The following is a 24405-nucleotide window of genomic DNA, read 5'->3' as shown; positions in this document are numbered from 1 at the left end:
TGTATAATGCTGGCAAATCCACAGCTTTCCTGACCATGACCAATACCACCCATTTCGGCTACAAGACCGTCTCCGAAGACGATAAAGTGAAGGAAGTCGCCAAGGTGTTCCACTCGGTGGCCGCCAAGTACGACGTGATGAACGACCTGATGTCGGCCGGTCTGCATCGCCTGTGGAAGACGTTTACCATCGCCAACGCGGCCGTGCGCCCCGGCTTCAAGTGCCTGGACATCGCTGGCGGCACCGGCGACTTGGCCAAGGCCTTCGCCAGGCAGGCCGGCCCCACCGGCGAGGTGTGGCTGACCGATATCAACGAGTCCATGCTGCGTGTCGGCCGCGACCGCCTCTTGAATCGCGGCCTGGTCACCCCCACCTTGCTGTGTGACGCCGAGAAATTGCCCTTCCCGGACGACTATTTCGACCGCGTCAGCGTCGCTTTCGGCCTGCGCAACATGACGCACAAGGACCAGGCGCTGGCGGAAATGCACCGCGTGCTGAAACCGGGCGGCAAACTGCTGGTGCTGGAGTTCTCCAAGGTCGCGGAACCCCTGCAAAAGCCCTATGATGTATATTCGTTCTCTGTCCTGCCTTGGCTGGGACAGAAAATCGCCGGCGACGCGGAAAGCTATCGCTACCTGGCAGAATCGATTCGCATGCATCCGGACCAGGAAACCCTGAAAACCATGATGCAGGATGCGGGACTGGAGCGGGTCCAGTATTACAACCTGACGGCAGGTGTGGCCGCTTTGCACACCGGTATCAAACTGTAAGCAGGAAACTATCATGAACATGAAGAAAATTCTGATCGGTGCCGTACTGGCGCTGTCCGTCACCTCCATGCTGAGCGAGGCGATTGCCCGTCCCATGGGCGGCGGCCGTTCGATCGGACGCCAGTCGCAAAGCGTGAGCCGCATGCCGGCCCAGCCTGCGCCTAGCCAGGCTGCGCGCCCGGCCGCCCCTGCGGCGGCCCCGGCTGCCGCGCCGGCGCCTGTCCCGGCCAAGCCCGCCAGCCCGTGGAAGGGCATCCTGGGCGGCGCCCTGCTGGGCCTGGGCCTGGGCGCGCTGTTCTCCCACTTCGGCCTGGGCGGCGCCATGGCGTCCATGCTGGGCTCGCTGCTGACCATCCTGCTGATCGCCGGCGTGGCTTACTTCATCTTCACCCTGATCCGCCGCAAAACCTCGCCGCAGCCCATGGCCGCCGGCGGTAATTTCGGCGGCAGCGCCTGGCAGCCGCAGCAGCCTGCGGCCTTCACCCCTGACGTCCGTACCCCTGAAATCGGTTCCGGCCTGCCTCCGCTGCAGCCTGCCTCGGGCGGCCTGAACCTGGACAAGGCCGCCGCGCCGGTTGCGCACACCCCATGGGGCGTGCCGGCCGACTTCGACACCGCGTCCTTCCTGCGCCACGCGAAGAGCAACTTCATCCGCCTGCAAGCGGCCTGGGACAAGGGCGATTCGGCTGACATCCGCGAATTCACCACCCCGGAGGTGTTCGCCGAGCTGAAAATGCAGATCGCCGAACGCGGCGCGCAGGCCGACTACACCGACGTGGTCACCATTGAAGCCGAGCTGCTGGGCATCGAGAACGACGGCAAGGACTACCTGGCCAGCGTGAAGTTCTACGGTTCCATCAAGCCCGCGCCGGACGCGCTGGCCGAGCCCTTCCACGAAGTGTGGAACCTGGCCAAGCCGGTTGCCGGCAGCGGTGGCTGGCTGCTGGCCGGTATCCAGCAATTGGCCTGAGCCCAGAACTGGTAAGATCAAGACCGCCCAGGCAAACTGGGCGGTTTTGTTTTTTTAAGCCCCCTGAATGCATGCCTTCCTCGACCATACCTAATCTGCCGTCGCCGCTGGCGCCCGTCGCCGCCACCATCAACCACCTGCTGGCCCAGGAACCGTGGGCGCGCGCCGCCTTGCGCCTGCATGCCGGCAAAGTGGCCTGCATCGCCGCCGCCCCGGTGGAACTGCGCCTGGGCGTGACCGCCGACGGCATGGTGGAAGCGGCCGCGCCGGACGCCGCCGCCAGCGTCACCATCCGCCTCAAGCTGTCCGACCTGCCGCTGATCGCGCAAAACCGCGAACGCGCGTTTTCCTACGTGCAGATCGAGGGCGACGCCGAATTCGCCAACGCCATCTCGCAGCTGTCCAAGTCGCTGCGCTGGGAAGCCGAGCACGACCTGGAAAAAGTGCTCGGCCCCATCGCCGCCACCCGCCTGGTGGGCGGCGCCAAGGCCGCTTTCGAGGCGCTGAAAACCGGGCAGCGCAAGCTGGCCGAGAACGCCGCCGAGTACTTCCTTGAAGAAAACCCGCTGCTGGTGCGCCCGGCCGTGACCGAGCAGTTCGGCGCGGACGTGCGCCGCCTGCGCGACGACACCGAGCGCTTCGCCAAGCGCCTGGCCAACCTGGAAAAGAAGCTGGCGCAGCGCGCCGGGGACCCTACATGATCTTGAAATTCCTGCGCCTGCTGAAAATCCTGCGGGTGGCCGTCCAGTACGGACTCGATGAAATCGCCTTCTCCGGCCTGCGCGTGCCGCGCACCGCCAAACTGATCGACACCGCCTTCTTCTGGCGCGACATCTCCGCCCCGCGCGGCCTGCGCCTGCGCCTGGCGCTGGAGGAGCTTGGCCCCATCTTCGTGAAGTTCGGCCAGGTGCTGTCCACCCGGCGCGACCTGATCCCGCTCGACATCGTGGAAGAACTGGCGCTGCTGCAGGACCGCGTGCCGCCCTTCGACTCCGACCTGGCCATCGCGCAGATCCAGCGCTCGCTGGGCGACCACCCGGACCGCCTGTTCGCCAGCTTCGAGCGCATTCCGGTGGCGTCCGCCTCGATTGCGCAGGTGCACTTCGCCGTTCTGAAGGACGGCAAGGAAGTGGCCGTCAAGGTGCTGCGTCCGGGCATGAAAAAGCTGATCGACGAGGACGTGGCGCTGATGCACATCGCCGCCGACTGGATAGGCCGCCTGTGGGCCGACAGCAAGCGCCTGAAGCCGAAAGAGGTGGTGGGCGAGTTCGACAAATACCTGCACGACGAGCTGGACCTGATGCGCGAGGCGGCCAACGCCAGCCAGCTGCGCCGCAACTTTGCCGACGGCAAGCTGCTGCTGGTGCCGGAAATGTACTGGGACTATTGCTCGTCCAGCGTGATCGTCATGGAGCGTATGCACGGCATTCCCGTGTCGCAGATCGACCGCCTGCGGGAAGCGGGCGTGGACCTGAAAAAGCTGTCCAGCGACGGCGTGGAGATCTTCTTCACGCAGGTGTTCCGCGACGGCTTCTTCCACGCGGACATGCACCCCGGCAATATCCTGGTGTCCATCGACCCGGCCACCTTCGGCCGTTACATTGCGCTGGACTTCGGCATCGTCGGCACGCTGAACGACTTCGACAAGGACTACCTGTCGCAGAACTTCCTGGCCTTCTTCCGCCGCGACTACAAGCGCGTGGCCGAGGCCCACATCGAATCCGGCTGGGCGCCCAAGGAAACCCGCGTGGACGAGCTGGAATCGGCCGTGCGCGCCTGCTGCGAGCCCATCTTCGACCGTCCGCTCAAGGACATCTCCTTCGGCCAGATCCTGCTGCGCCTGTTCCAGACCTCGCGCCGCTTCAACGTGGAAGTGCAGCCGCAGCTGGTGCTGCTGCAGAAGACCCTGCTGAACATCGAAGGCCTGGGCCGCCAGCTGGACCCGGACCTGGACCTGTGGAAGACCGCCAAGCCCTACCTGGAAAACTGGATGGCCGAGCAGGTGGGTTGGCAGGGCATGCTGGAGCGCCTGAAGGCCGAAGCGCCGCGCTACACCCACGTGCTGCCCCAGCTGCCGCGCCTGATGCACCGCGCGCTCAGCGTGGCCGGCGAGCCGGACAACACCAACAATGAACTGCTGCGCGTGCTCATCGCCGAGCAGCAGCGCACCAACCGGCTGATCAGCTTCGTGGTGTATTTCGCCGGCGCCTTCGCGGTTGGCGCGCTGGGTCTGCAAGCCATCATGCGCTGGCGCGGCCTACTGTGAACAAGCCGCCGTCCTTCGACACCCGCGACCCGCTGGCCCCGGCCTTCTGGGATGAGCGTTTCGACAAGGGTTTTACGCCCTGGGACCGGGGCGGCGTACCCGAGCGCCTGCGCCGCTACGTGGCGGAGTGGCCCTCCGCCGCGCCCGCCGCGCTGATCCCCGGCTGCGGCTCCGCCTACGAGCTGGCCTTCCTGTGCGCAGCCGGCTGGAGCGCCACCGCCATCGACTTTTCCCCCGCCGCCGTGGCCGCCGCGCGCCAGGCGGTCGGCCCGGAATGGCAGGGCCGGGTGCTGGAGGCCGATTTCTTCCAGTTCCAGCCCGCCGCCCCGCTTGAACTTATCTACGAACGCGCCTTCCTGTGCGCCTTGCCGCGCGCCATGTGGCCGCAGGTGGCCGAGCGCTGGGCCGCTTTGCTGCCGTCCGGCGCCGTGCTGGCCGGCTATTTCTTCTTTGACGACAACGCCAAAGGCCCGCCCTTCGGCATCGCCCGCGCCCAGCTGGACGCCTTGCTCGCCCCTGGTTTCCGCTGCGAGGAGGACGAAGCGGTGTTGGATTCCATGCCCGTTTTCGAGGGCAAGGAGCGCTGGATGGTCTGGCGGCGGCTGTAATTCGCGTTCCGGCGTGTAAAAGGCTTTATAATTCAGGGTTTTGATGATTTTTGCGGAGTAATTGAATGCCGATCTACGCTTACCGCTGCGACGACTGTGGCTTTGCCAAGGATGTTTTGCAGAAAATGTCCGATCCGGTCCTGACCGATTGCCCTAATTGCGGCAAGGCAACTTTCAAGAAGCAGCTGACCGCCGCTGGTTTCCAGCTCAAGGGCACCGGCTGGTACGCGACCGACTTCCGTGGCGGCACGCCGCCGGCCACCGGCGTGGCCACCGGTCCTGCCGAACCGAAGGCCGAAGCGAAATCCGAAGCAAAACCGGACACCGCAGCGCCTGCCGCGCCGGCCGGCACCACCACCTCGGCCTGATCCGATGCGTAAATATTTCATCACCGGCCTGCTGATCCTGGTGCCCCTGGCGATTACCGCCTGGGTGCTGAACCTGGTGATCAGCACCATGGACCAGTCGCTGCTGCTGGTGCCCGAGCGTTTCCGCCCGCTGGCCCTGTTCGGCTTTGACATTCCCGGCCTGGGCACGATACTGACCGTGCTGATCGTGTTCCTGACCGGCCTGCTGACCAACAACCTGGTCGGCAACTACATCGTGCGCATGTGGGAAAAGCTGCTGAACCGCATTCCCGTGGTCAGCTCGCTGTACGGCAGCGTCAAGCAGGTGTCGGACACGCTGTTTTCCTCGTCCGGCAACGCCTTCCGCAAGGCCGTGCTGATCCCCTACCCGCACCAGGATTCGCGCACCATCGCCTTCCTGACCGGCGTGCCGGGCGGCGACGTGAAAAATCATCTGGAGGGCGAGTACGTCAGCGTGTACGTGCCCACCACACCGAACCCGACCTCGGGATTTTTCCTGATGTTGGCCAAGAAAGATGTCATCGAGCTCGACATGAGCGTCGATGCAGCCCTGAAGTACATCGTCTCCATGGGCGTGGTTGCGCCCGATTGAACCAACTTACCTGAACTGAGAAATAACCATGTCTATGCGCACTCACTACTGCGGCCTCACCACTGAAGCCCAGCTCGGCCAAACCGTCAGCCTGTGCGGTTGGGTACACCGTCGCCGCGACCACGGCGGCGTGATCTTCATCGACCTGCGCGACCGCGAAGGCCTGGTTCAAATCGTCTGCAATCCTGAGCAGGCCGAGGTGTTCAAAGCCGCCGAATCCGTGCGCAACGAGTTCTGCCTGCGCGTGACCGGCGTGGTCACAGACCGCCTGGCCGGCACCGTCAACGCCAACCTGAAATCGGGCAAGATCGAAGTCATCTGCTCCGAACTGGAAGTGCTGAACCCGTCCGTGGCCGTGCCGTTCCAGCTGGACGACGACAACCTGTCCGAAACCACCCGCCTGACCCACCGCGTGCTGGACCTGCGCCGTCCGCAGATGCAGAACAACCTGCGCCTGCGCTACAAGGTGACGATGGAAGTGCGCAAGTACCTGGACGCGCTGGGCTTCATCGACATCGAAACCCCGATGCTGACCAAGTCCACGCCGGAAGGCGCGCGCGACTACCTGGTGCCGTCGCGCGTCAACGCCGGCAACTTCTTCGCGCTGCCGCAGTCGCCGCAGCTGTTCAAGCAGCTGCTGATGGTGGCCAACTTCGACCGCTACTACCAGATCACCAAGTGCTTCCGCGACGAAGACCTGCGCGCCGACCGCCAGCCCGAGTTCACCCAGATCGACTGCGAAACCTCCTTCCTGACCGAACAAGAGATCCGCGACCTGTTCGAAGACATGATCCGCCTGGTGTTCAAGAACACCATGGAAGTGGACCTGCCCAAGCCGTTCCCGGTGATGAACTTCTCCGAAGCCATGGGCAAATACGGCTCGGACAAGCCGGACATGCGCGTCAAGCTGGAATTCACCGAACTGACCGACGTGGTCAAGAACGTCGAGTTCAAGATCTTCAACGCCGCCGCCAACATGCCTAACGGCCGCGTGGTCGGCATGCGCGTGCCGCAAGGCGGCTCGATGCCGCGTTCGGAAATCGACGCCTACACCCAGTTCGTGGCCATCTACGGCGCGCGCGGCCTGGCCTACATCAAGGTCAACGAGAAAGCGAAAGGCCGCGACGGCCTGCAATCGCCTATCGTCAAGACCATCGACGACGCCACCCTGGCCAAGATCCTGGAATTGACGGGCGCGCAAGACGGCGACCTGATCTTCTTCGGCGCCGACAAAGCCAAGGTGGTGAACGACGCCATCGGCGCGCTGCGCGTGAAGATCGGCCATTCCGAATTCGGCAAGAAAGCCGGCCTGTTCGACGACGTCTGGGCGCCGCTGTGGGTGATCGACTTCCCGATGTTCGAATACGACGAAGAAGCCGACCGCTGGACCGCGACCCACCACCCGTTCACCGCGCCGAAAGACGGCCACGAAGACATGCTGGAAACCAATCCGGGCGCCTGCATCGCCAAGGCCTACGACATGGTGCTGAACGGCTGGGAACTGGGCGGCGGTTCGATCCGTATCCACCGCGAGGAAGTGCAGTCGAAAGTGTTCCGCGCGCTGAAGATCGACGCCGACGAAGCCCGCCTGAAGTTCGGCTTCCTGCTGGACGCGCTGCAATACGGCGCGCCTCCGCACGGCGGCCTGGCATTCGGCCTGGACCGTATCGTGACCCTGATGACCAAGTCCGATTCGATCCGCGACGTGATCGCCTTCCCGAAAACCCAGCGTGCGCAAGACCTGCTGACGCACGCGCCGTCGGAAGTGGACGAGAAGCAGCTCAAAGAGCTGCATATCCGCCTGCGCGCCGCCGAGCCGAAAGTCGCCGGCTAATGTAGCAATGGAAAAGGCGCTGCGGCGCCTTTTCTTTTATCGGACTTATGAAGCCTTACAAGATCCCTGAATCGGTGCTGGTGGTGATCCACACGGCCGACCTGCAAGTGCTGCTGATCGAGCGGGCCGGCAACCCCGGCTTCTGGCAATCCGTCACCGGTTCGCTGGACGCGCCGGACGAGCCGCTGTTGGCGACCGCCACGCGCGAGCTGTTCGAAGAAACCGGCATCGTGGCCGACGGCGAGACCATCGCGCTGCGCGACTGGCGCCTGTCCAACGTCTACGAAATCTACCCCATCTGGCGCCACCGCTACGCGCCCGGCGTGACGCAGAACACCGAGCACGTGTTCAGCGTCGAAGTCCCGCCCGGCACCCCCGTCACGCTCAGCCCTCGCGAGCACACGCAATACGTGTGGCTGCCCTACCTGGAGGCCGCCGACCAGTGCTTCTCCTCCTCCAACGCCGAAGCCATCCTCCAGCTGCCGAGGCGCGCAGGGATTTCGGCTTGACCGTAGCGTAAAAGTGGAACCATAATGGTTCCGAAATGGAGGGCCGCACCATGCCGACTACCCTGACGCTGAAGAATATCCCGGACGCAGTTTATGACAGCCTGAAGCTCGCGGCAGCGGCACATCGCCGCAGCCTGAACAGCGAAGCAATTGTTTGCCTGGAGTCGGTACTATTGCCGACGAAAATCATGCCGAGCGAGCGAATTGCCCGGGCGCGCGAATTGCGCGCGGCTTTACCGGCGGGGCAATTCCAAGCGCATGGGATCGACGCGGCGAAGCGCGAAGGCCGTTCGTGATCGTTGTTGATTCGAACGTGCTGGCCTACTTGTATTTACCAAGCGAATACACGGCTGCCGCCGAGGCATTACTTGAACAGGATGCAGACTGGGCTGCTCCAATTCTTTGGCGTAGCGAGTTCCGCAACATCCTGGCCGGATACATGCGGCGCAAAGCCATCTCGTTTGACCAGGCGAACAGGCTTCAGCGCGAAGCAGAGAGCTTGCTGCAGGGCGCGGAGTTCGATGTTGACTCTTCGGCTGTGCTCGAACTCGTGCGGGACAGCGATTGCTCCGCTTACGATTGCGAATTTATTGCCCTGGCAATAAAGCTCGGAACCAAACTTGTCACCATGGATAAGAAGTTGCTGCGGGCGTTCCCTGCGCACGCCATGCCACTTTCCAAGAGCTGACCCCGTTACGCAATCGCTTGTCTGTGTTTTGCCGCACGGAACCGGCATCGCACAATAGCCGCACGGCAAGCGGACTGTTGGGAGTAGAATCGTTCCCATGAAAATCCGCGTCGCCACCTACAACATCCACAAGGGCGTGTCGTACCGCTCGCAGCCGCGCGTGCATGCGCTCAAGCAGGCCATCGGCAAGTTCGAGGCGGACATGGTGTTTCTGCAGGAAGTGCAAGGCAAGCACGACCGCATCGCCGAGAAGTTCGCCGAGGAGACGCACGGCCACCGCCACTGGCCTGCCACGGCGCAGCACGAGTTCTTCGGCGACGGCCGCCATTCCGTCTACGGCATGAACGCCAAGTACGACCACGGCCACCACGGCAACGCGCTGCTCAGCAACTTCCCCATCGCCCAGTGGACCAACACCGACATCTCGGACCACGCCTACGAGGCGCGCGGCATCCTGCACTGCATCGTCGACACGCCGGAGACGCCGGTGCACTGCTACGTGGTGCACCTGGGCCTGTTCGAGGCGGGCCGCACGCGCCAGACCCAGGCGCTGATCGACGCGGTCAAGGCCACCGCCCCCGACAACGAGCCGGTCATCATCGCCGGCGATTTCAACGACTGGCGCAACACCCTGAGCGCCACACTGCGCAAGGCGCTGGGAGTGGTCGAGGTCTTCGATGAGATCCGTCCGCCGTCCGCGCTGGGCGACCTGGTCCGTACTCTGGCGCGGCGCAAGGCGGCCCTGCATCCGGCCCGCACCTTCCCGGCTGCCTTGCCCGTGTTCCGGCTGGACCGCATCTACGTGCGCGGCTTCAGCGTGGAAAGCGCGCAGGTGCTGCACGGCCCCGAATGGGCGCGCCTGTCGGACCACTCACCCATCGTGGCGACTCTGGGGTTAAACTGACGCCGTATGCGCTCAGTCAATTTCATCGCCGATAACGAAGTCAAGCTTCTGCACTGCGGTACCGATTACTTCCCGGCCCTGAGGGAAGCGATCGACGCGGCGCAGTACGAAATCTATTTCGAGACCTATATCTTTTCCGGCGACAGCACCGCCCAGTCCGTGCTGGAGGCGCTGACGCGGGCCGCCGCGCGCGGCGTCACCGTGCGCATGATCACCGACTGGTTCGGCACCGGCCACCGCCAGGTCTACCGCATGCACGAGCAGCTGCTGGCGGCCGGCGTGGAGCACCGCATCTTCAATCCCTGGTTCCGGCGCGGCGTGACGCGGACCCACCGCAAGATATGCGTGGTGGACCGCGAAATCGCCTTCGTGGGCGGCATCAACATCAACGACGACATGGTCTGCGACACCAGGCCCGACGTCAGCCTGGCCGCGCCGCGCTGGGACTTCGCGGTGGCCGTGCGCGGCCCGCTGGTGGCCTCCATCCAGCAGGAGGCGCAGACCCAGTGGCGCCGCCTGGGCAAGATGAGCATCATCAAGCGCATCGGCCTGTACAACGAAATGCGCAAGGTGAACAAGATCGCGCGCCAAAGCACGGTGCAAGCCGGCTTCGTGGTGCGCGACAACCTGCGCAACCGCGCCACCATCCAGCGCGCCTACCTGCAGGCGCTGGGCCGCGCGCGCAAAAGCGTGCTGATCGCCAACCCGTATTTCGCGCCCGGCCGCAAGTTTCGCCACGCCCTGGCGCGCGCCGCCCAGCGCGGCGTGGAAGTGGTGCTCCTGATCGGCGTGGGCGAGATCTGGCTGCAGGACGCGGTGGCCCATTCCTTCTACCCCAAGCTGCTGGCGGCCGGCGTGAAAGTGGTGGAGTACCGCAAGACCCAGCTGCACGCCAAGGTGGCCGTGATCGACGACGACTGGGCCACGGTCGGTTCCAGCAATGTGGACGGCCTGAGCCTGTTCCTGAATCAGGAAGCCAACGTGGTCATCAAGGACGCAGAATTCGCGCGCAGCCTGCGCGCCCACATCGAGCAGGGCATAGCCGACGGCGTGGTGATCCATGCCGAGGACTTCGCCCACGTGGGCCGCTTCCGCCGCATCGGCTACGAGGTGGCCTTCGTGTTCTACAAAATCCTGATGAGAATATTTGCAGTGGGGAAATACGCGTAATGGACAATGTGCGCATCGACAAATGGCTGTGGGCCGCCCGTTTCTTCAAGACCCGCTCGCTGGCGGCCGACGCCGTCGAGGCCGGCAAGGTCAAGCTGGACGGCGAGCGCATCAAGCCCGCGCGCGCGGTGCGGGTGGGCGACAAACTGCACATCGACAACGGCGCCGACGCCTGGGAAGTCGAGGTGTTGGGGATTTCCGACAAGCGCGGCGGCGCCCCGGTGGCGCGCCTGCTGTACCAGGAAAGCGCCGCCAGCGTGGCGCGCCGCGCTGCGGAGCACGAACGGCGCAAATTGTTTCACGAACCGGGCGCCGACATCAAAGGCCGCCCCACCAAGCGCGACCGCCGTCAGCTGGGCCATTTCCGCGACGAATAAGGGGCAAAAAAAGGGGGCAGGGTTGATATTCCCTTGCGGGAAAATCAACCCTGCCCCCTTTTGTTCGTGCTGCGCCGCACCAATAGAACGCCGCCTCTAACGAAGCCGTTTGACATTTACCCCTCGCTGGATAATAGTACGAGCGTTCGCAATTCTTTTCACACGAAGAAAATCCAGGTGGGAGAAAATAGAACCCCCTGACCTGGATTACTACTTTGAGTGGCAACTATTAATACTTCAATCAAATTTATGCGCAAGGGCGAGCTCACTCGCGCAGCCATCCTGGATATGGCGCTGGAACTGGCCAGCCGGGACGGCCTGGAAGGCCTGACGATCGGCTTGCTCGCGGACAAAATGAACATGAGCAAGTCGGGCGTGTTTGCCCACTTTGGTTCGCGCGAGGACTTGCAGCTGGAGGTGCTGAAGCTGTATCACCACCGCTTCGAGCAGGAAGTGTTCTTCCCCAGCATTAAGGAGCCGCGCGGCTTGCCGCGCCTGCGCGCGATGTTTGCGCGCTGGATTACCCGCGTGAGCGAGGAGATCGCCTCGGGCTGCATCTACATCAGCGGCGCCGTCGAATATGACGACCGCCCCGGCCCGATCCGCGAGGAACTGGTGACCATGGTGTCGGCCTGGCAGAACGCGCTGCTGCGCTGCGTGCAGCAAGCCACCGAGACCGGCGACCTGAAACAGGACACCGACGCGGCGCAGCTGGTGTACGAGATGTACGGCCTGATCCTGGCGGTGCATCACGACGCGCGCTTCATGCGCACGCCCGGCAGCGTGGAGCGGGCGCGCACCGGCTTCACGCGCTTGATTGAAAATTACCGCACTTAGCTTAGCTCGCTGCGAGCTTTTACTTATTTAGCTTACTTTTAAGTTTGCGCCATCAGGAGAAAATCATGGGTCAATACGTCGCACCAATCCGGGATATGCAATTCGTACTGCACGAGTTCTTGAAGGTTGAAGATCAGCTGAAAGAACTGCCGGCGCACGCCGAAACCGACGCTGACATCATCAACGCCGTGCTGGAAGAAGGCGCCAAGTTCACCTCGGAAGTGCTGTTCCCGCTGAACCACTCGGGCGACCGCGAAGGCTGCACCCATGATCCGGTCGCCAAGACCGTGACCACTCCCAAAGGCTTCAAGGAAGCTTACAAGCAGTACGTTGAAGGCGGCTGGGCCGCGCTGGCCTGCGATCCGGAATTCGGCGGCCAGGGCCTGCCTGTGGTGCTGAACAACTCCTTCTACGAGATGCTGAACTCGTCGAACCAGGCCTGGACCATGTACCCCGGCCTGTCGCACGGCGCCTACGAGTGCCTGAAAGAACACGGCACCGACGAACAGAAGCGCCTCTACCTGCCCAAACTGGTGTCCGGCGAATGGACCGGCACCATGTGCCTGACCGAACCGCACTGCGGCACCGACCTGGGCATGCTGCGCTCGAAAGCCATCCCTGAAGCGGACGGCTCCTGGACCATCACCGGCAACAAGATCTTCATCTCGGCCGGTGAGCACGATATGTCCGACAACATCCTGCACCTGGTGCTGGCCCGCGTGCCGGACGCGCCGGAAGGCTCGAAAGGCATCTCGCTGTTCCTGGTGCCGAAGTTCCTGCCGAAAGAAGACGGCTCGGTCGGCGAACGCAACCCGATCACCTGCGGCGCCATCGAAGAAAAAATGGGCATCCACGGCAACTCGACCTGCCAGATGAACCTGGACGGCGCCAAGGGCTGGATCATCGGCCAGCCGAACAAGGGCCTGAACGCCATGTTCGTGTTCATGAACGCGGCCCGCCTGGGCGTGGGCATGCAGTCGCTGGGCCTGACCGAGATCGCCTACCAGAACGCGCTGACCTACGCCAAGGACCGCATCCAGATGCGCTCCCTGTCGGGCGTGAAGGCACCGGACAAGCAAGCCGACCCTATCATCGTGCACCCTGACGTGCGCCGCATGCTGCTGACCGCCAAGGCCTACGCCGAAGGCGCGCGCGCATTCACGTCCTACATCGCGCTGCAGATCGACCGCGAACTGAACCACCCTGACGAAGAAGTGCGCAAAGAGTGCGCCGACGAAGTGGCGCTGCTGACCCCTATCGTCAAGGCCTTCATCACCGACAACGGCTGGATCGCCACCTCGGAAGCCATGCAGGTGTACGGCGGCCACGGCTACATCTCCGAATGGGGCATGGAACAATACGTGCGCGACGCGCGCATCAACCTGATCTACGAAGGCACCAACACCATCCAGTCGCTGGATCTGCTGGGCCGCAAGATCCTGATGGACAACGGCGCCAAGCTGCGCAAGTTCGGCGACAAGATCCGCGCCTTCGTGGAAGAAAACGGCACCGATGAAGCGATGTCCGAGTTCGTCACCCCGCTGGGCGACCTGGGCGAAAAAGTCGGCAAGCTGACCATGGAAATCGGCATGAAAGCCTTCCAGAACCAGGACGAAGTCGGCGCGGCCGCCGTGCCTTACCTGCGCGTCGTGGGCCACATGGTGTACAGCTACTTCTTCGCGCAGATGGCGAAGATCGCGCTGGAAAAGCAAGACAGCGGCGACAACTTCTACAAAGCCAAGCTGGCCACGGCGCGCTTCTACTTCGCCCGCCTGCAGCCGGAAACCGCAACCCTGATCCGCCAGGCACGCTCCGGCGCTGCCAGCCTGATGGCGCTCGACGCCGACCTGTTCTAAGAGGATAGAGGACCGATATGACCAATTTCACCGTTAAAAAAGTAGCCGTGCTGGGCGCCGGCGTCATGGGCGCGCAAATCGCCGCCCACTGCGTCAACGCCAAAGTGCCGGTCGTGCTGTTCGACCTGCCGGGAAAAGAGGGCACGCCGAAGAACGGCATCGTTCTGCGCGCCATCGAGAACCTGAAAAAAATGTCGCCGGCACCGTTCGGCGACAAGGCCGACGCTGAGCTGATCCAGGTCGCCAACTACGAAGACAACCTGGACCTGCTGGCCGGCTGCGACCTGATTATCGAAGCCATCGCCGAGCGCATGGACTGGAAGCACGATCTGTACAAGAAGGTCGCGCCGCACATCGGCGCCAACGCCATCTTCGCCTCGAACACCTCGGGCCTGTCGATCACCAAGCTGTCCGAAGGCTTCGACGCGGACCTGAAAGCGCGCTACTGCGGCGTGCACTTCTTCAACCCGCCGCGCTATATGCACCTGGTGGAACTGATCCCGACCACGGACACCAAGCCGGAGATCCTGGACCAGCTGGAAACCTTCCTGACCTCGGCCCTGGGCAAAGGCGTGGTACGCGCCAAGGACACGCCTAACTTCATCGCCAACCGCGTGGGCGTGTTCGGCATGATGGCCACCATCCACGAAGCCGAAAAATTCGGCCTGTCGGTGGACGTGGTGGACGACCTGACCGGCTCCAAGCTGGGCCGCGCCAGCTCCGGCACCTTCCGCACCGCGGACGTGGTCGGCCTGGACACCATGGGCCATGTGATCAAGACCATGCAGGACTACCTGCCCAACGATCCCTTCGCCGCCATCTACAAGACCCCGGCCGTGCTGAGCGCGCTGGTTGAGAAGGGCGCGCTGGGTTCGAAAACCGGCGCCGGCTTCTACAAGAAGGTCGGCAAGGACATCATGCGCCTGGACTTCGCCACCGGCGAATACGTGGCAGGCGGCGCCAAGGCAGCCGACATCATCGCCCGCATCCTGAAGGAAAAGGATCCGGTCAAGAAGATGAAGGCGCTGCGCGAATCGACCAACCCGCAAGGCCAGTTCTTGTGGGCGATCTTCCGCGACGTGTTCCACTACATCGCCGTGCACATGAAGGACATCGCCGACAACGCGCGCGACATCGACTTCGCGCTGCGCTGGGGCTTCGGCTGGAAATCCGGCCCGTTCGAAACCTGGCAAGCCGCAGGCTGGTCGCAGATCGCCGAGTGGGTGAAAGCCGACATCGACGCAGGCCAGGCACTGTGCAGCGAACCGCTGCCGGCGTGGGTATTCGAAGGCCAGGTGGCGGAGAAGGGTGTGCACACCCCTGAAGGCTCCTACTCGGCAGCATCGAACAGCTACGTCCCGCGCTCCACGCTGGACGTGTACAAGCGCCAGGAATTCCGCGCCGGCCTGTTCGGCAGCGGCGCCATCGACGGCACCAAGGCCGGCACCACCGTGTTCGAGGACGACTCGGTACGCCTGTGGCACTCGGGCGACGAAGTGCTGGTGATCTCGCTGAAGACCAAGATGCACGTCATCGGCGACGGCGTCATCAAGGGCCTGAAAATGGGCCTGGAAGAAGCCGGCAAGAACTTCAAGGGCCTGGTGATCTGGAGCGCGGACGCGGCCGACGGCGGCGCGTTCTCGGCCGGCGCCGACCTGCAATCGGCACTGCCTGCATTCATGCAGGGCGGCGCGAAAGCAGTCGACCCTATCATCAAGGAACTGCAGGACACCTTCCAGGCCATGAAGTACTCCAACGTGCCTGTCGTGGCTGCGGTGGCTGGCCTGGCGCTGGGCGGCGGCTGCGAAATGGCGCTGCACGCATCGAAGCGCGTGGCCTCGATCGAGTCCTACATCGGCCTGGTGGAAGTGGGCGTGGGCCTGATTCCTGCCGGCGGCGGCCTGAAGGAAGCGGCGGTACGCGCCTTCAAGGAAGCCAAGGGCAACGACATTCTGCAATTCCTGAAGACCGGCTTCACCAACGCCGCCACCGCGCAAGTATCGAAGTCCGCGCTGGAAGCGAAGGCCATGGGCTACCTGAAGGAAGACGACGTGATCGTGTTCAACCCGTACGAACTGCTGCACGTGGCCAAAGTGACTGCGCGCGCCATGTTCGACGCGGGCTACCGCGCGCCGATCCAGCGTCCCGTGACCGTGACCGGCCGCTACGGCTGGGCCACCATCAAGGGCCAGCTGGTGAATATGCGCGACGGCGGCTTCATCTCCGCGCACGACTTCAAGCTGGGCGACATGATTGCTGAAATCGTGTCCGGCGGCGACATCGACCAGGGCAGCGTGGTGAGCGAGCAGTGGCTGCTGGACATGGAACGCAAGGCCTTCCTGGAGCTGCTGAACAATCCGAAGTCGCAAGAGCGCATCATGGGCATGCTGCAAACCGGTAAGCCGGTGCGCAACTAAGTCCGATGTCCTTCCTGTCACTGGCCTTCAAAGTCCTGTTGAAAGTGAAACCGAGCATGGTTTATGACCGCATCAAGCAGCAAATGATGGACACCCTGCCGATGGTGCGGCTGCTCGGCATCCGCATCGACAGCATCGGCAGCGGCACCTCGGAGGTGTCCATGCCGGATGACGCCAAGCTGCACAACCACCTCGGCACGCCGCACGCCGGCGCCCTGTTCACGCTGGCCGAAACGGCCTCCGGCGCGGCCATGGCGGGCGGCTTCGCCGAGCTGATTGCGGACATGCGGCCGGTGGCCAAGGAGTCGCGCATCCAGTACCAGAAGCTGGCCAAGGGCGCCACGCGCGCCAGCGGCCGCGTGCCGGGCGACCTGGCCGCGCTGAAGGCGCAGCTGGCGGCGGACGGCAAGGTGGCCTTCCCGGTGGATGTCGACATCCACGACGAGCACGGCACGCTGGCGGCGCAAGTACAGGTGGACTGGTATCTCTCGGCCAAGCGCTAAAGACTGACGGCTAATCGATCACACAATATTCGAAAGCAGAAAATGAGCAAACAACTTCAAGACGCATACATCGTCGCAGCGACCCGCACCCCGATCGGCAAGGCGCCGCGCGGCATGTTCAACAAGACCCGCCCGGACGACCTGCTGGTCGCCGCCATCAAGGGCGCCATGGCCGCCGTGCCTGGCCTGGACCCGGCGCTGATCGTCGACGCCATCATCGGCTGCTCCTTCCCGGAAGCCGAGCAGGGCTTCAACATCGCCCGTAACTCCGTGGTGCTGGCAGGCCTGCCGAACACCGTGGGCGGCGTGACCGTGAACCGCTACTGCGCTTCGGGCATCACCGCCCTGGCCATGGCGGCGGACCGCATCCGCGTGGGCGAGGCCGACGTGATGATCGCCGGCGGCGTGGAATCGATGTCCATGGTGCCGATGATGGGCCACCATCCCTCGATCAATATGGACACCTTCAAGGACGAGAACATCGGCCTGGCGTACGGCATGGGCCTGACCGCCGAGAAAGTGGCGCAGCAGTGGAAGATCTCGCGCGAAGACCAGGACGCGTTCGGCGTGGAATCGCACCGCAAGGCCATCGCCGCGCAGCAAGCCGGTTTCTTCAAGGACGAGACCACCCCGGTTGAAATCATCACCCGCACCCCGGACCTGAGCACCGGCGAGATCAAGGTCTCCAAGCGCGTGGTGGACAAGGATGAAGGCGCGCGCGCCGACGCCAGCATGGAAACCATGGGCAAGCTGAAGCCGGTCTTCGCCGCCAAGGGCACCGTCACCGCCGCCACTTCCTCGCAGATGTCCGACGGCGCCGGCGCGCTGATCGTGGTGTCCGAAAAAATCCTGCGCGAGCACAACCTGACCCCGCTGGCCAAGTTCTCCTCGTTCGCCGTGCGCGGCGTGCCGCCGGAAATCATGGGCATCGGTCCTAAAGTGGCGATTCCCGCAGCCCTGAAAGCTGCCGGCATCACCCAGGACCAGCTGGACTGGATCGAACTGAACGAAGCGTTCGCAGCGCAAGCGCTGGCTGTGATCCGCGACCTGAACCTGGATACCTCCAAGGTCAACCCGATGGGCGGTGCAATCGCCCTGGGCCACCCGCTGGGTGCCACCGGCGCTATCCGCGCCGCTACCGTGGTGCACGCGCTGCGCCGCAACAGCCTCAAATACGGCATGGTCACCATGTGCGTAGGTGCAGGCATGGGCGCGGCTGGTATCATCGAACGCGTATAAGCATCGCTGATAGCTAACTGAAGGCGCCGCGGCACAACCCCGGCGCCTTTTTTAATGTCATACGGAGACAATATGGATATTCTCAGCAGCAAAGCCAACGGCATCCTCACCATCGAATTCAACCGCCTGGAGCGCAAGAACGCCATCACCACCGTGATGTACCAGGCCATGGCCGACGCCATCAAGGACGGCGAGCAGGACGCCTCGGTGCGCGCCATCCTCATCACCGGCAAGCCGGAGATTTTCACCGCCGGCAACGACCTGGACGACTTCCTGAAAACGTCCAAGCCGGCCGAAGGCGCCGCCTTCACCGACCGTCCCGTGTTCCAGTTCATGCGCGCCCTGAGCGGCGCCAGCAAGCCCGTGGTGGCTGCCGTGAGCGGCGCGGCCATCGGCATCGGCACCACCTTGCTGATGCACTGCGACCTGGTCTACGCGGCCGACAACGCCAAGTTCTCGGTGCCGTTCGCGCAGCTGGGCCTGTGCCCCGAATTCGCCTCCAGCCTGCTGATGACGCAAGCGGCCGGCCACGCGCGCGCGGCCGAAAAGCTGATGCTGGGCGAGCCTTTCCTGGCGCAGGAAGCCTACGACATGGGCATCGTCTCGAAAGTGCTGCCGGCTGCCGACGTGCTGGCCTACGCGCAAGGCCAGGCCGCCAAGCTGGCCGCGCTGCCCGCCACCTCCATCCGCAACACCAAGCGCCTGATGAAGGCCGGCCGCGCCAGCGAAGTGCAGGCCGTGATCGAAACCGAAGGCCAGCTGTTCGGCCAGATGCTGCTGGCCCCCGAAGCCAAGGAAGCCTTCACCGCCTTCTTCGAAAAGCGCAAGCCGAACTTCAGCCAGTTCAACTGACTATTCGTAGATGGCGTCCGGCCAGTTGGAATTGGGAAACTCCGGCTGCCGGGCGGGCCGTTTGGGCAGCGGAAAGCCATGTTTGGCAGCCCATTTCTTGATGTCAGGGATAATGCCGGGCTGCTCGCCTGCAGGGCACTCATGCAGGCAGAGCCACACCTTGCCGTGACGGCCAATGACAGGCTTGGGCGGGTCGCCAAAGCGCGACCAGCCCACATGCTCTGCGATATAAACGTGGCGGTCCTGGTAGGACGTGACGTCGATATAGGGGCGGTCCTGATCGTAAAGCTGGGCGGTCCATTCGCGGCAACCGAAATTCCCGGAGTAATGGAAAGTAGCTTGCCACCGTGGGCCATATCGTCCTTGGTCATCTCCTGCACATACTGCGGGGGAGATATAGTCTGCGCCTGGAACCTGGCGCCAGTCCGCGAAGTAAAATGGCCGATTGAGCCTGTCGCCATTACCGTTGACCAACAGAACAAGAGCGTCAATTTCGGTCAGTTTTCCAGTTAGTTGAACTGAATGCACATTGGCAGTTGTTACCAGGCCTGTTTTGTCAAAAGCCAGCAGTAGCACTCCAAGAGACTCCTGCCCGGCTACTTTAAAAGTCGACGTTAAATCAAATAGCTCTTCATAGAACAAGTACACGCTGTTTCGTTTTCCTTGTTCGCGGGCCAGGTTTTCTCCATGGACGGCATGCATGCGGTCACGCATACTGTCTTCGTTGCCGACGAAGATTACGTAGCGGATATTCCAGTCTTTGTTTATCCAGGTATAGGCAGGGCGGGTTTCCTCCCCGCTGGCTTGGCAGCTTGGGCAATGAAGACTGCCAAATATCAGAGCGGCGGCCGTCGATGTCTGGATGATTTTTTTAGTGGGAATCATAGTATTTTGGGTTCGTGAACAGTGATGTGCAGATGATTACTGTGTAATTTCTCGTTTGCGCTGCGCTGTTGATTCGCTGCTGGCGGGGTTGTATCCTTGGTATCGGTGTCCATGTACCAGGGGTCGAATAGCTGTTGAACGGACTTGTTTTTGCATAGATGGCTACGTAATGAGCGAACTAGACGTGGTTGGTCAGCTGAAAGCTCATCATTCCATCGCTTCTCAGCCTCCTTCTGCTCCAACTTAGCCGTTTGAACACGCTTGTTGGCGGACTCAATGTCCTGTCGCAGTCGAGTGGTATCGTCGGGGTTGCGGTTGGCTTGACTTAGCTTCGTCGCCCGGTCGCGCGCCTTTTCCTCATTTTCTCTTGCCTGGACAGCATGGTCGAAGTCCGCATACAGCGCTTTCTCTTTGGCGCCGACATTGGCTGTATCCGGAGCTTTTGGATCGGTCAGTGCAACCCTGTTGAATTGGACGGCGTTGTCGGCGGCGCCGGCATAGCTGACATCGATGCCGAGTCCGGCGCGGTGGGCGATGGAGCCGAGCATAGGGCGCCATGCGGATGTGACGCGTAGTTCCGTGATGCCGGCCGCGCGCGCGGCGCTCAGCAGGGCTGCGTAGCCGCTCGGGTGGGTCCGGGGTAGGACCAGCTTTTGCAGCGAATAGGTGGCGGTGATATTGGCGCGGGCATTGTCCGAATCGTCGAACGTCACGTGCATGCTGGACGCCGTGGCAGTATCGCTGGCGTTGAGTCTGATCAGCAGTTCGGGCCTGGGCAGGCCGTGGTAAATGCTGAGCACGGCGGCGCGGATGGTCGGCTCCAGGCCGACAGGCAGCAGAGCCTGCGCCTCGGCGCTGGTGTAGCAATGCGATATTTTCAACCAAATATCGCCGTTCAGTTCGTCATCGTAGACGTCGATACGCTTGCCGTCGCGCAGTTGGCACGTGGGCGGCTCCAGCACACCCTTGCGATGGCTGCCACGTCCTTTGCGTTCCACTATCCGCACCAGCACATCGCGGTTGCGGACTTTGACGGCGTACACCGGTGCTGTGCGGAATTCCGGATGCGCGTCGCTGTTGAGGTATAGGGCCACTTCGTCACCCGCTTCCACGGACACGCGGATGGTACGGCCTTTGGCGTCAAGCACGCGCGGCTTGTCGGCATGGGCCGCCAATACCTTTCCATTGAGGGCGACAGCATAGGGCAGCGCCAAGTCACGATTGGTCGCAGTGGTGTCGAATTCGTAGCACACGCTGAACCTTGCGCTGATCAGCACCGTCGTGACGGCGCCATCCTGTGTCAGTACGCAGCTCGCAGCAGCTTTCTCGTCCGGCATGGCTTACGTGCCTCAGGTTAGGTTGGAAATACACAGTAAAGGATTTGCCCGCAGGTCTATTTGATGTGGAGCAACGATTGCTCTGTCATCTGACACGCCATAGTGAAGTGGGCGGCGCGGCGCCGCCTATTTGCTGATGGGGCCGGTTGCCATTGCTTACATTCGTCCGCGAGGCCGACACAGGCGTGCCGGCCCGCCTTGGCTATAATCGTTTGAACGGCTGGGACTGGAGGACGGGATGGCGGTGAACCAATCGGTGTTCGTGGAGCTGGATTTCTTTTTGCTGATCGTGCTGTCGCTGCTGCTGCCGTCGGCCATCTACGGCTACATGATGTGGAAGCGCGCCTTGTCGCGGCTGGCGATTTTCGGTTTCGGCCTGAGTCTCATCGTGCTGGCCGGGGTCAACGTGGTGGTGCTGCGCCGCCTGGCGGAGCTGACCGCGCACACGCCCTCGCTGCTCGACGACCGCTTGTTCGCCTCTGGCATTTCGCTGGCGCTGTATCTGTTCCCGGCGCTGTTCGCGGGTGTGGGCATCAATATTGTTTCGCACCTGCTGGTCAGCCACCTGACCGAAGCGGAGCGCCGCTACCGCCGCGAGCACCGGCGCCGCAACGCCGATCAGTTCAAGCCGTAGCGCGCGCGGATGGCGGCCAGCGTGCCGTTTTGTTCAAGGCGGGTGATGGCGGCGTTGATGCGGTTCAGATCCGCCTGGCTGGTGCTGATGGCGTTGAGCATCAGGTGCGCCGGGGCGCGGAAGGGCACCCAGGGCAGCGCCGCCAGCCGCACGCCCTGGCGCTGCGCTTCGTGGCGCAGGGCGGCCGCGTCGCCCATGATGACTTCGGCGCGGCCCGCCTTGAACATGCGCATGCCCTGCTCGTAGCTGCCGAAGGGGCTGCGCGTGCCGGCCGCGTCCAGTTCCCGCTGGGCGCGCGCATAGTTTTCGCCATACCAGCCGCCGCGTGGCGTGAGCAGCATCACGTGCTGCTGGAGGATGGCGTCGAAGTTGTCCAGGCTGCGGAAGCGCGCAGCGTTGGCGGGGCTGGTGTACAGGCCCACCGTCTCGTTGCGGTAGGGCAGGCTGAAACGGGCGAAGCTGCGCCGCTCCGGCGTGTCGGACGCGCCCAGGGTCAGGTCGAGCCGGCCCTGGCGGAATTCCATCTGCCGCCGCAGCGAAGGCAGCGCCATCTCCACCTGCAGCGTGCAGCCGGCTTCCTTCATGATGGCCTGCGCCAGTTCATAGTCCAGCCCAGACAGTCCGCCGCGCTCGTCGATGAAGATATAGGGCGGCCACGGTTCTGGCGCCGTCTTCAGGTTGCAGGCGTTACCGGTAGCTGCCAGGGACCAAAGTGCCGCTGTTAGCAAGAGGGTGCGTCCGCTCATGTTTGTGCCGCTTGACGAAAAGTCTCAATGTGCCAGAACGGGCTGGAAAGTCAAGTGTACGGGGGCTGCTGGTGATCTCCCCGCACCGCCTTTCCGCTAGAATGGATTAAAACAATAGCGGGAGGCGAGGGGATGACAGAGACCACAGCTCCAACGGGCACCCATGTCCACCACATGCGGCAAGTGCTGCTCTGGCCCTTGCGCCTGATGCCCGCCACCGGCGCCGACCACACCCACCAGCGGCCATGGGAAGTGCTGCGCGCCCTGGGCGACGCGGGCGGCTCGCCGTGGCGCGAGGTGGTCGATGAATTCAACGGCGACGCGGCCAACTTCCACGAACGGCATTACAACGAATTCGTCACCTTCCTGCCCTATGTGCAGCGCTTCCTGTACGGCGAGGCGCGCACCGGGCGGGGCGAAACCGGCGGCGCGGGCATGCGCGTGTTCCGCCGCCACGACGTGGCCCAGGTGCGCGTGACGGCGCATGCGGACGCCGTGCCGGTCACGCTGTCCATCGTCCACACCGACCTGTATTTCTTCTTCGACGTGGACGTGGTGATGCTCAACGTGGAAGTGAGCGCGGACGACCTGGAACTGGCCGAGGCGCAGGACTTGCTGTACCGCTTCGGGCGCGGCTATCCGGCCGGCTGGGACGGAGAGGGTAAGGCGCTGCACTGCATGCACAGCGTGGAATGGCTGGATGCGCAGGGCCAGGTGCTGTCGCGCTCCGACGCGCAGCAGCGCGACACTTTCCTGGCGCACGTGTGCGAGAAGCGCGCGCCGCGCATCGCCGCGCACTGGCAGTTCATGCTGGAGCCGCTGGTGTACGACCTGGGCGACGAGCCGGGCGCGCTGCGCTACCGCCAGATCGAGTACTACCGCATGCCCGTGATGGCCTACCTGGCCGTGCAGGATCCGCGCGCCCTGTCGCGCGAGGACTTTATCCGTCTGGGACTGGTGACCGGCCAGGGACGCGGCGCGCTGCCCTACTCGGAGCAGCACCTGAACGACTTCGAGCGCCAGGTCTGCTACGACCGCTTCTGGGGCGGCAGCGGCGCCGCGCCGGCTGCGATCAACGATACGCGCTACCTGTGCAGCGGCCTGTCGCTCATCGTGGTCGGCGCGGCGGGCTCGGACTTCTTCTGCTGCCGCGACCGGGGCGTGCTGGCGCAGTTCCGCCATCAGCACTTCCTGCTGTTCCTGATTGCGCACCTGCAGAAGTCCTCGCTGCTGATGTTCTCGGACCGGCTGGCTGAAGCGCTGAACTGCCTGAACGTGGTGGACGCGAACAGCGTGCGCCGCTTCAAGCGCCGCATCCGTTCTTCCTTCGAAGGCTTCCTGCGCTTTACGCACCGCTACTGGTTCAAGGACATCTCGGAGCAGACGCTGGTGCGCGCGCTGTACCAGATGTGCGCCACCCAGCTGGGCCTGGAGCGGCTGCACGCCGAGGTGAAAGTGCGGGTGGAGGACATGAACGGCTACCTTGAAGCGGACAGCCTGCGCCGCCAGGCCAACACGGTGGTGCGGCTGACGGTGGTGACGATCTTCGGCCTGATCGGCACCGTGACCACGGGCTTCCTCGGCATGAATCTGCTGGCCGAAGCGGATGCTCCCATGAGCCGCCGGCTGTGGATATTCGGCGTCGTGTTCGTGGTCACCACGGTGCTGACGGCCTACACCATGATCAAGTCCAAGCGCCTGTCGGACTTCCTGGACGTGCTGTCCGACGAGCGCTTGCCGTTCTGGACCAAGATGAAGGCGCTGGTGGGCGTGTGGCGGGCGGAGCAGAGCTGAGCGGGCTCCACATGGCGGGTTACGGCTTCGCCTAACCCGCCCTTGTATTATTCCATCTGCCCCGAAAACGGAACGTCGGGGCAGAGCAACTGGATGCCGTACCCGCCCTTGGTCGCCAAGACCGTGATGTAGATTTCGCAGCAGTTGCTCTTATTCCATTAAAGATCGAACAGTATCTTTGGCCCGGCGTGCCGTGAGCCCGCATTTGCAAGGTTGATCAGGAGAAGAGTAATGTTGTGTCTTGGTATA

General features: G+C 63.4%; 25 protein-coding genes. 22 read left to right on the top strand and 3 right to left on the bottom strand.

The window, feature by feature from the left end; genetic code table 11:
- Positions 1–35 precede the first annotated feature (35 nt).
- The 20 genes from ubiE to GTP77_RS06335 all read left to right on the top strand — a co-directional run bounded on the left by ubiE (position 36) and on the right by GTP77_RS06335 (position 18760).
- A complete protein-coding gene (ubiE, locus tag GTP77_RS06430; protein WP_161071365.1) occupies positions 36–770 on the top strand; it encodes a bifunctional demethylmenaquinone methyltransferase/2-methoxy-6-polyprenyl-1,4-benzoquinol methylase UbiE in 735 nt (244 codons plus the stop codon).
- Positions 771–783: 13 nt separating this feature from the next.
- Positions 784–1740, top strand: coding sequence for a Tim44 domain-containing protein (locus tag GTP77_RS06425; protein ID WP_161071364.1), 957 nt, complete (start codon positions 784–786; stop codon positions 1738–1740).
- Between the two features lie 71 nt (positions 1741–1811).
- Positions 1812–2441, top strand: a complete 630-nt coding sequence (locus GTP77_RS06420) for a ubiquinone biosynthesis accessory factor UbiJ (protein ID WP_161071363.1) — start codon at positions 1812–1814, stop codon at positions 2439–2441.
- Positions 2438–4006, top strand: a complete 1569-nt coding sequence (gene ubiB, locus GTP77_RS06415) for a ubiquinone biosynthesis regulatory protein kinase UbiB (RefSeq protein WP_161071362.1) — start codon at positions 2438–2440, stop codon at positions 4004–4006. Before GTP77_RS06420 ends, ubiB begins: the two co-directional genes overlap by 4 nt.
- The gene (locus GTP77_RS06410; RefSeq protein ID WP_371869332.1) at positions 4003–4614 is read left to right on the top strand and encodes a methyltransferase; all 612 of its coding nucleotides are present in this window, start codon (positions 4003–4005) and stop codon (positions 4612–4614) included. Before ubiB ends, GTP77_RS06410 begins: the two co-directional genes overlap by 4 nt.
- 65 nt (positions 4615–4679) lie before the next feature.
- Complete coding sequence (locus tag GTP77_RS06405) at positions 4680–4982, top strand: FmdB family zinc ribbon protein (RefSeq protein ID WP_161071361.1); 303 nt, start codon at positions 4680–4682, stop codon at positions 4980–4982.
- Between the two features lie 4 nt (positions 4983–4986).
- On the top strand, positions 4987–5574 hold the full coding sequence (locus GTP77_RS06400; protein WP_161071360.1) for a DUF502 domain-containing protein: 588 nt from the start codon (positions 4987–4989) through the stop codon (positions 5572–5574).
- Positions 5575–5602: 28 nt separating this feature from the next.
- Positions 5603–7408, top strand: a complete 1806-nt coding sequence (aspS, locus tag GTP77_RS06395; protein WP_187358629.1) for an aspartate--tRNA ligase — start codon at positions 5603–5605, stop codon at positions 7406–7408.
- A 47-nt stretch (positions 7409–7455) separates the two neighbouring features.
- The gene (gene nudB, locus GTP77_RS06390; protein WP_161071359.1) at positions 7456–7917 is read left to right on the top strand and encodes a dihydroneopterin triphosphate diphosphatase; all 462 of its coding nucleotides are present in this window, start codon (positions 7456–7458) and stop codon (positions 7915–7917) included.
- A 50-nt stretch (positions 7918–7967) separates the two neighbouring features.
- Positions 7968–8213 (top strand): FitA-like ribbon-helix-helix domain-containing protein, encoded by a 246-nt coding sequence (locus tag GTP77_RS06385; protein WP_161071358.1) that lies wholly within the window; start codon positions 7968–7970, stop codon positions 8211–8213.
- Positions 8210–8605 (top strand): type II toxin-antitoxin system VapC family toxin, encoded by a 396-nt coding sequence (locus tag GTP77_RS06380; RefSeq protein WP_161071357.1) that lies wholly within the window; start codon positions 8210–8212, stop codon positions 8603–8605. Before GTP77_RS06385 ends, GTP77_RS06380 begins: the two co-directional genes overlap by 4 nt.
- 97 nt (positions 8606–8702) lie before the next feature.
- The gene (locus GTP77_RS06375; protein WP_161071356.1) at positions 8703–9509 is read left to right on the top strand and encodes an endonuclease/exonuclease/phosphatase family protein; all 807 of its coding nucleotides are present in this window, start codon (positions 8703–8705) and stop codon (positions 9507–9509) included.
- A gap of 6 nt (positions 9510–9515) precedes the next feature.
- Entirely contained in the window at positions 9516–10679 is a 1164-nt protein-coding gene (gene clsB, locus GTP77_RS06370; RefSeq protein ID WP_161071355.1) for a cardiolipin synthase ClsB, read from the top strand.
- Complete coding sequence (locus GTP77_RS06365; protein WP_161071354.1) at positions 10679–11056, top strand: RNA-binding S4 domain-containing protein; 378 nt, start codon at positions 10679–10681, stop codon at positions 11054–11056. The genes clsB and GTP77_RS06365 overlap by 1 nt, the downstream gene beginning before the upstream one ends.
- Positions 11057–11305: 249 nt before the next feature.
- Positions 11306–11893 carry a TetR/AcrR family transcriptional regulator gene (locus GTP77_RS06360; protein WP_161071353.1) on the top strand — a complete coding sequence of 196 codons (588 nt, stop codon included), beginning with the start codon at positions 11306–11308 and terminating at the stop codon, positions 11891–11893.
- A 65-nt stretch (positions 11894–11958) separates the two neighbouring features.
- A complete protein-coding gene (locus tag GTP77_RS06355; RefSeq protein WP_161071352.1) occupies positions 11959–13749 on the top strand; it encodes an acyl-CoA dehydrogenase C-terminal domain-containing protein in 1791 nt (596 codons plus the stop codon).
- Between the two features lie 17 nt (positions 13750–13766).
- Positions 13767–16166, top strand: a complete 2400-nt coding sequence (locus GTP77_RS06350; RefSeq protein WP_161071351.1) for a 3-hydroxyacyl-CoA dehydrogenase/enoyl-CoA hydratase family protein — start codon at positions 13767–13769, stop codon at positions 16164–16166.
- Positions 16167–16171: 5 nt separating this feature from the next.
- Positions 16172–16669 carry a PaaI family thioesterase gene (locus tag GTP77_RS06345; protein ID WP_228894615.1) on the top strand — a complete coding sequence of 166 codons (498 nt, stop codon included), beginning with the start codon at positions 16172–16174 and terminating at the stop codon, positions 16667–16669.
- A gap of 42 nt (positions 16670–16711) precedes the next feature.
- Entirely contained in the window at positions 16712–17908 is a 1197-nt protein-coding gene (locus GTP77_RS06340; protein WP_161071350.1) for an acetyl-CoA C-acyltransferase, read from the top strand.
- 72 nt (positions 17909–17980) lie between these two features.
- Positions 17981–18760, top strand: a complete 780-nt coding sequence (locus GTP77_RS06335; protein ID WP_161071349.1) for an enoyl-CoA hydratase — start codon at positions 17981–17983, stop codon at positions 18758–18760.
- Here GTP77_RS06335 and GTP77_RS06330 read toward each other — a convergent pair whose 3' ends face one another.
- Positions 18761–19645: a hypothetical protein gene (locus GTP77_RS06330; protein ID WP_161071348.1), complete on the bottom strand. Its 885-nt coding sequence runs from the start codon at positions 19643–19645 to the stop codon at positions 18761–18763.
- Positions 19642–20982, bottom strand: a complete 1341-nt coding sequence (locus tag GTP77_RS06325; protein ID WP_161071347.1) for a hypothetical protein — start codon at positions 20980–20982, stop codon at positions 19642–19644. The genes GTP77_RS06330 and GTP77_RS06325 overlap by 4 nt, the downstream gene beginning before the upstream one ends.
- Positions 20983–21220: 238 nt before the next feature.
- On the opposite strand from GTP77_RS06325, the gene GTP77_RS06320 reads away from it, so the two are divergent.
- Positions 21221–21616, top strand: a complete 396-nt coding sequence (locus GTP77_RS06320; RefSeq protein ID WP_161071346.1) for a hypothetical protein — start codon at positions 21221–21223, stop codon at positions 21614–21616.
- On the opposite strand, the gene GTP77_RS06315 is transcribed toward GTP77_RS06320, so the two are convergent.
- Positions 21601–22362, bottom strand: coding sequence for a substrate-binding periplasmic protein (locus GTP77_RS06315; RefSeq protein ID WP_161071345.1), 762 nt, complete (start codon positions 22360–22362; stop codon positions 21601–21603). The two genes, GTP77_RS06320 and GTP77_RS06315, sit on opposite strands and share 16 nt — an antisense overlap.
- A 132-nt stretch (positions 22363–22494) precedes the next feature.
- Between GTP77_RS06315 and GTP77_RS06310 the strand changes: the two genes are divergently transcribed.
- Positions 22495–24156 carry a hypothetical protein gene (locus GTP77_RS06310; RefSeq protein WP_161071344.1) on the top strand — a complete coding sequence of 554 codons (1662 nt, stop codon included), beginning with the start codon at positions 22495–22497 and terminating at the stop codon, positions 24154–24156.
- Positions 24157–24405: the final 249 nt, after the last annotated feature.

Source organism: Pseudoduganella aquatica, assembly GCF_009857595.1.
GTDB classification, from domain to species: Bacteria; Pseudomonadota; Gammaproteobacteria; order Burkholderiales; family Burkholderiaceae_D; genus Rugamonas; species Rugamonas aquatica_A.
Note: the sequence above shows the minus strand (reverse complement) of the source record. Positions and strands in the feature narration are given on the sequence as shown.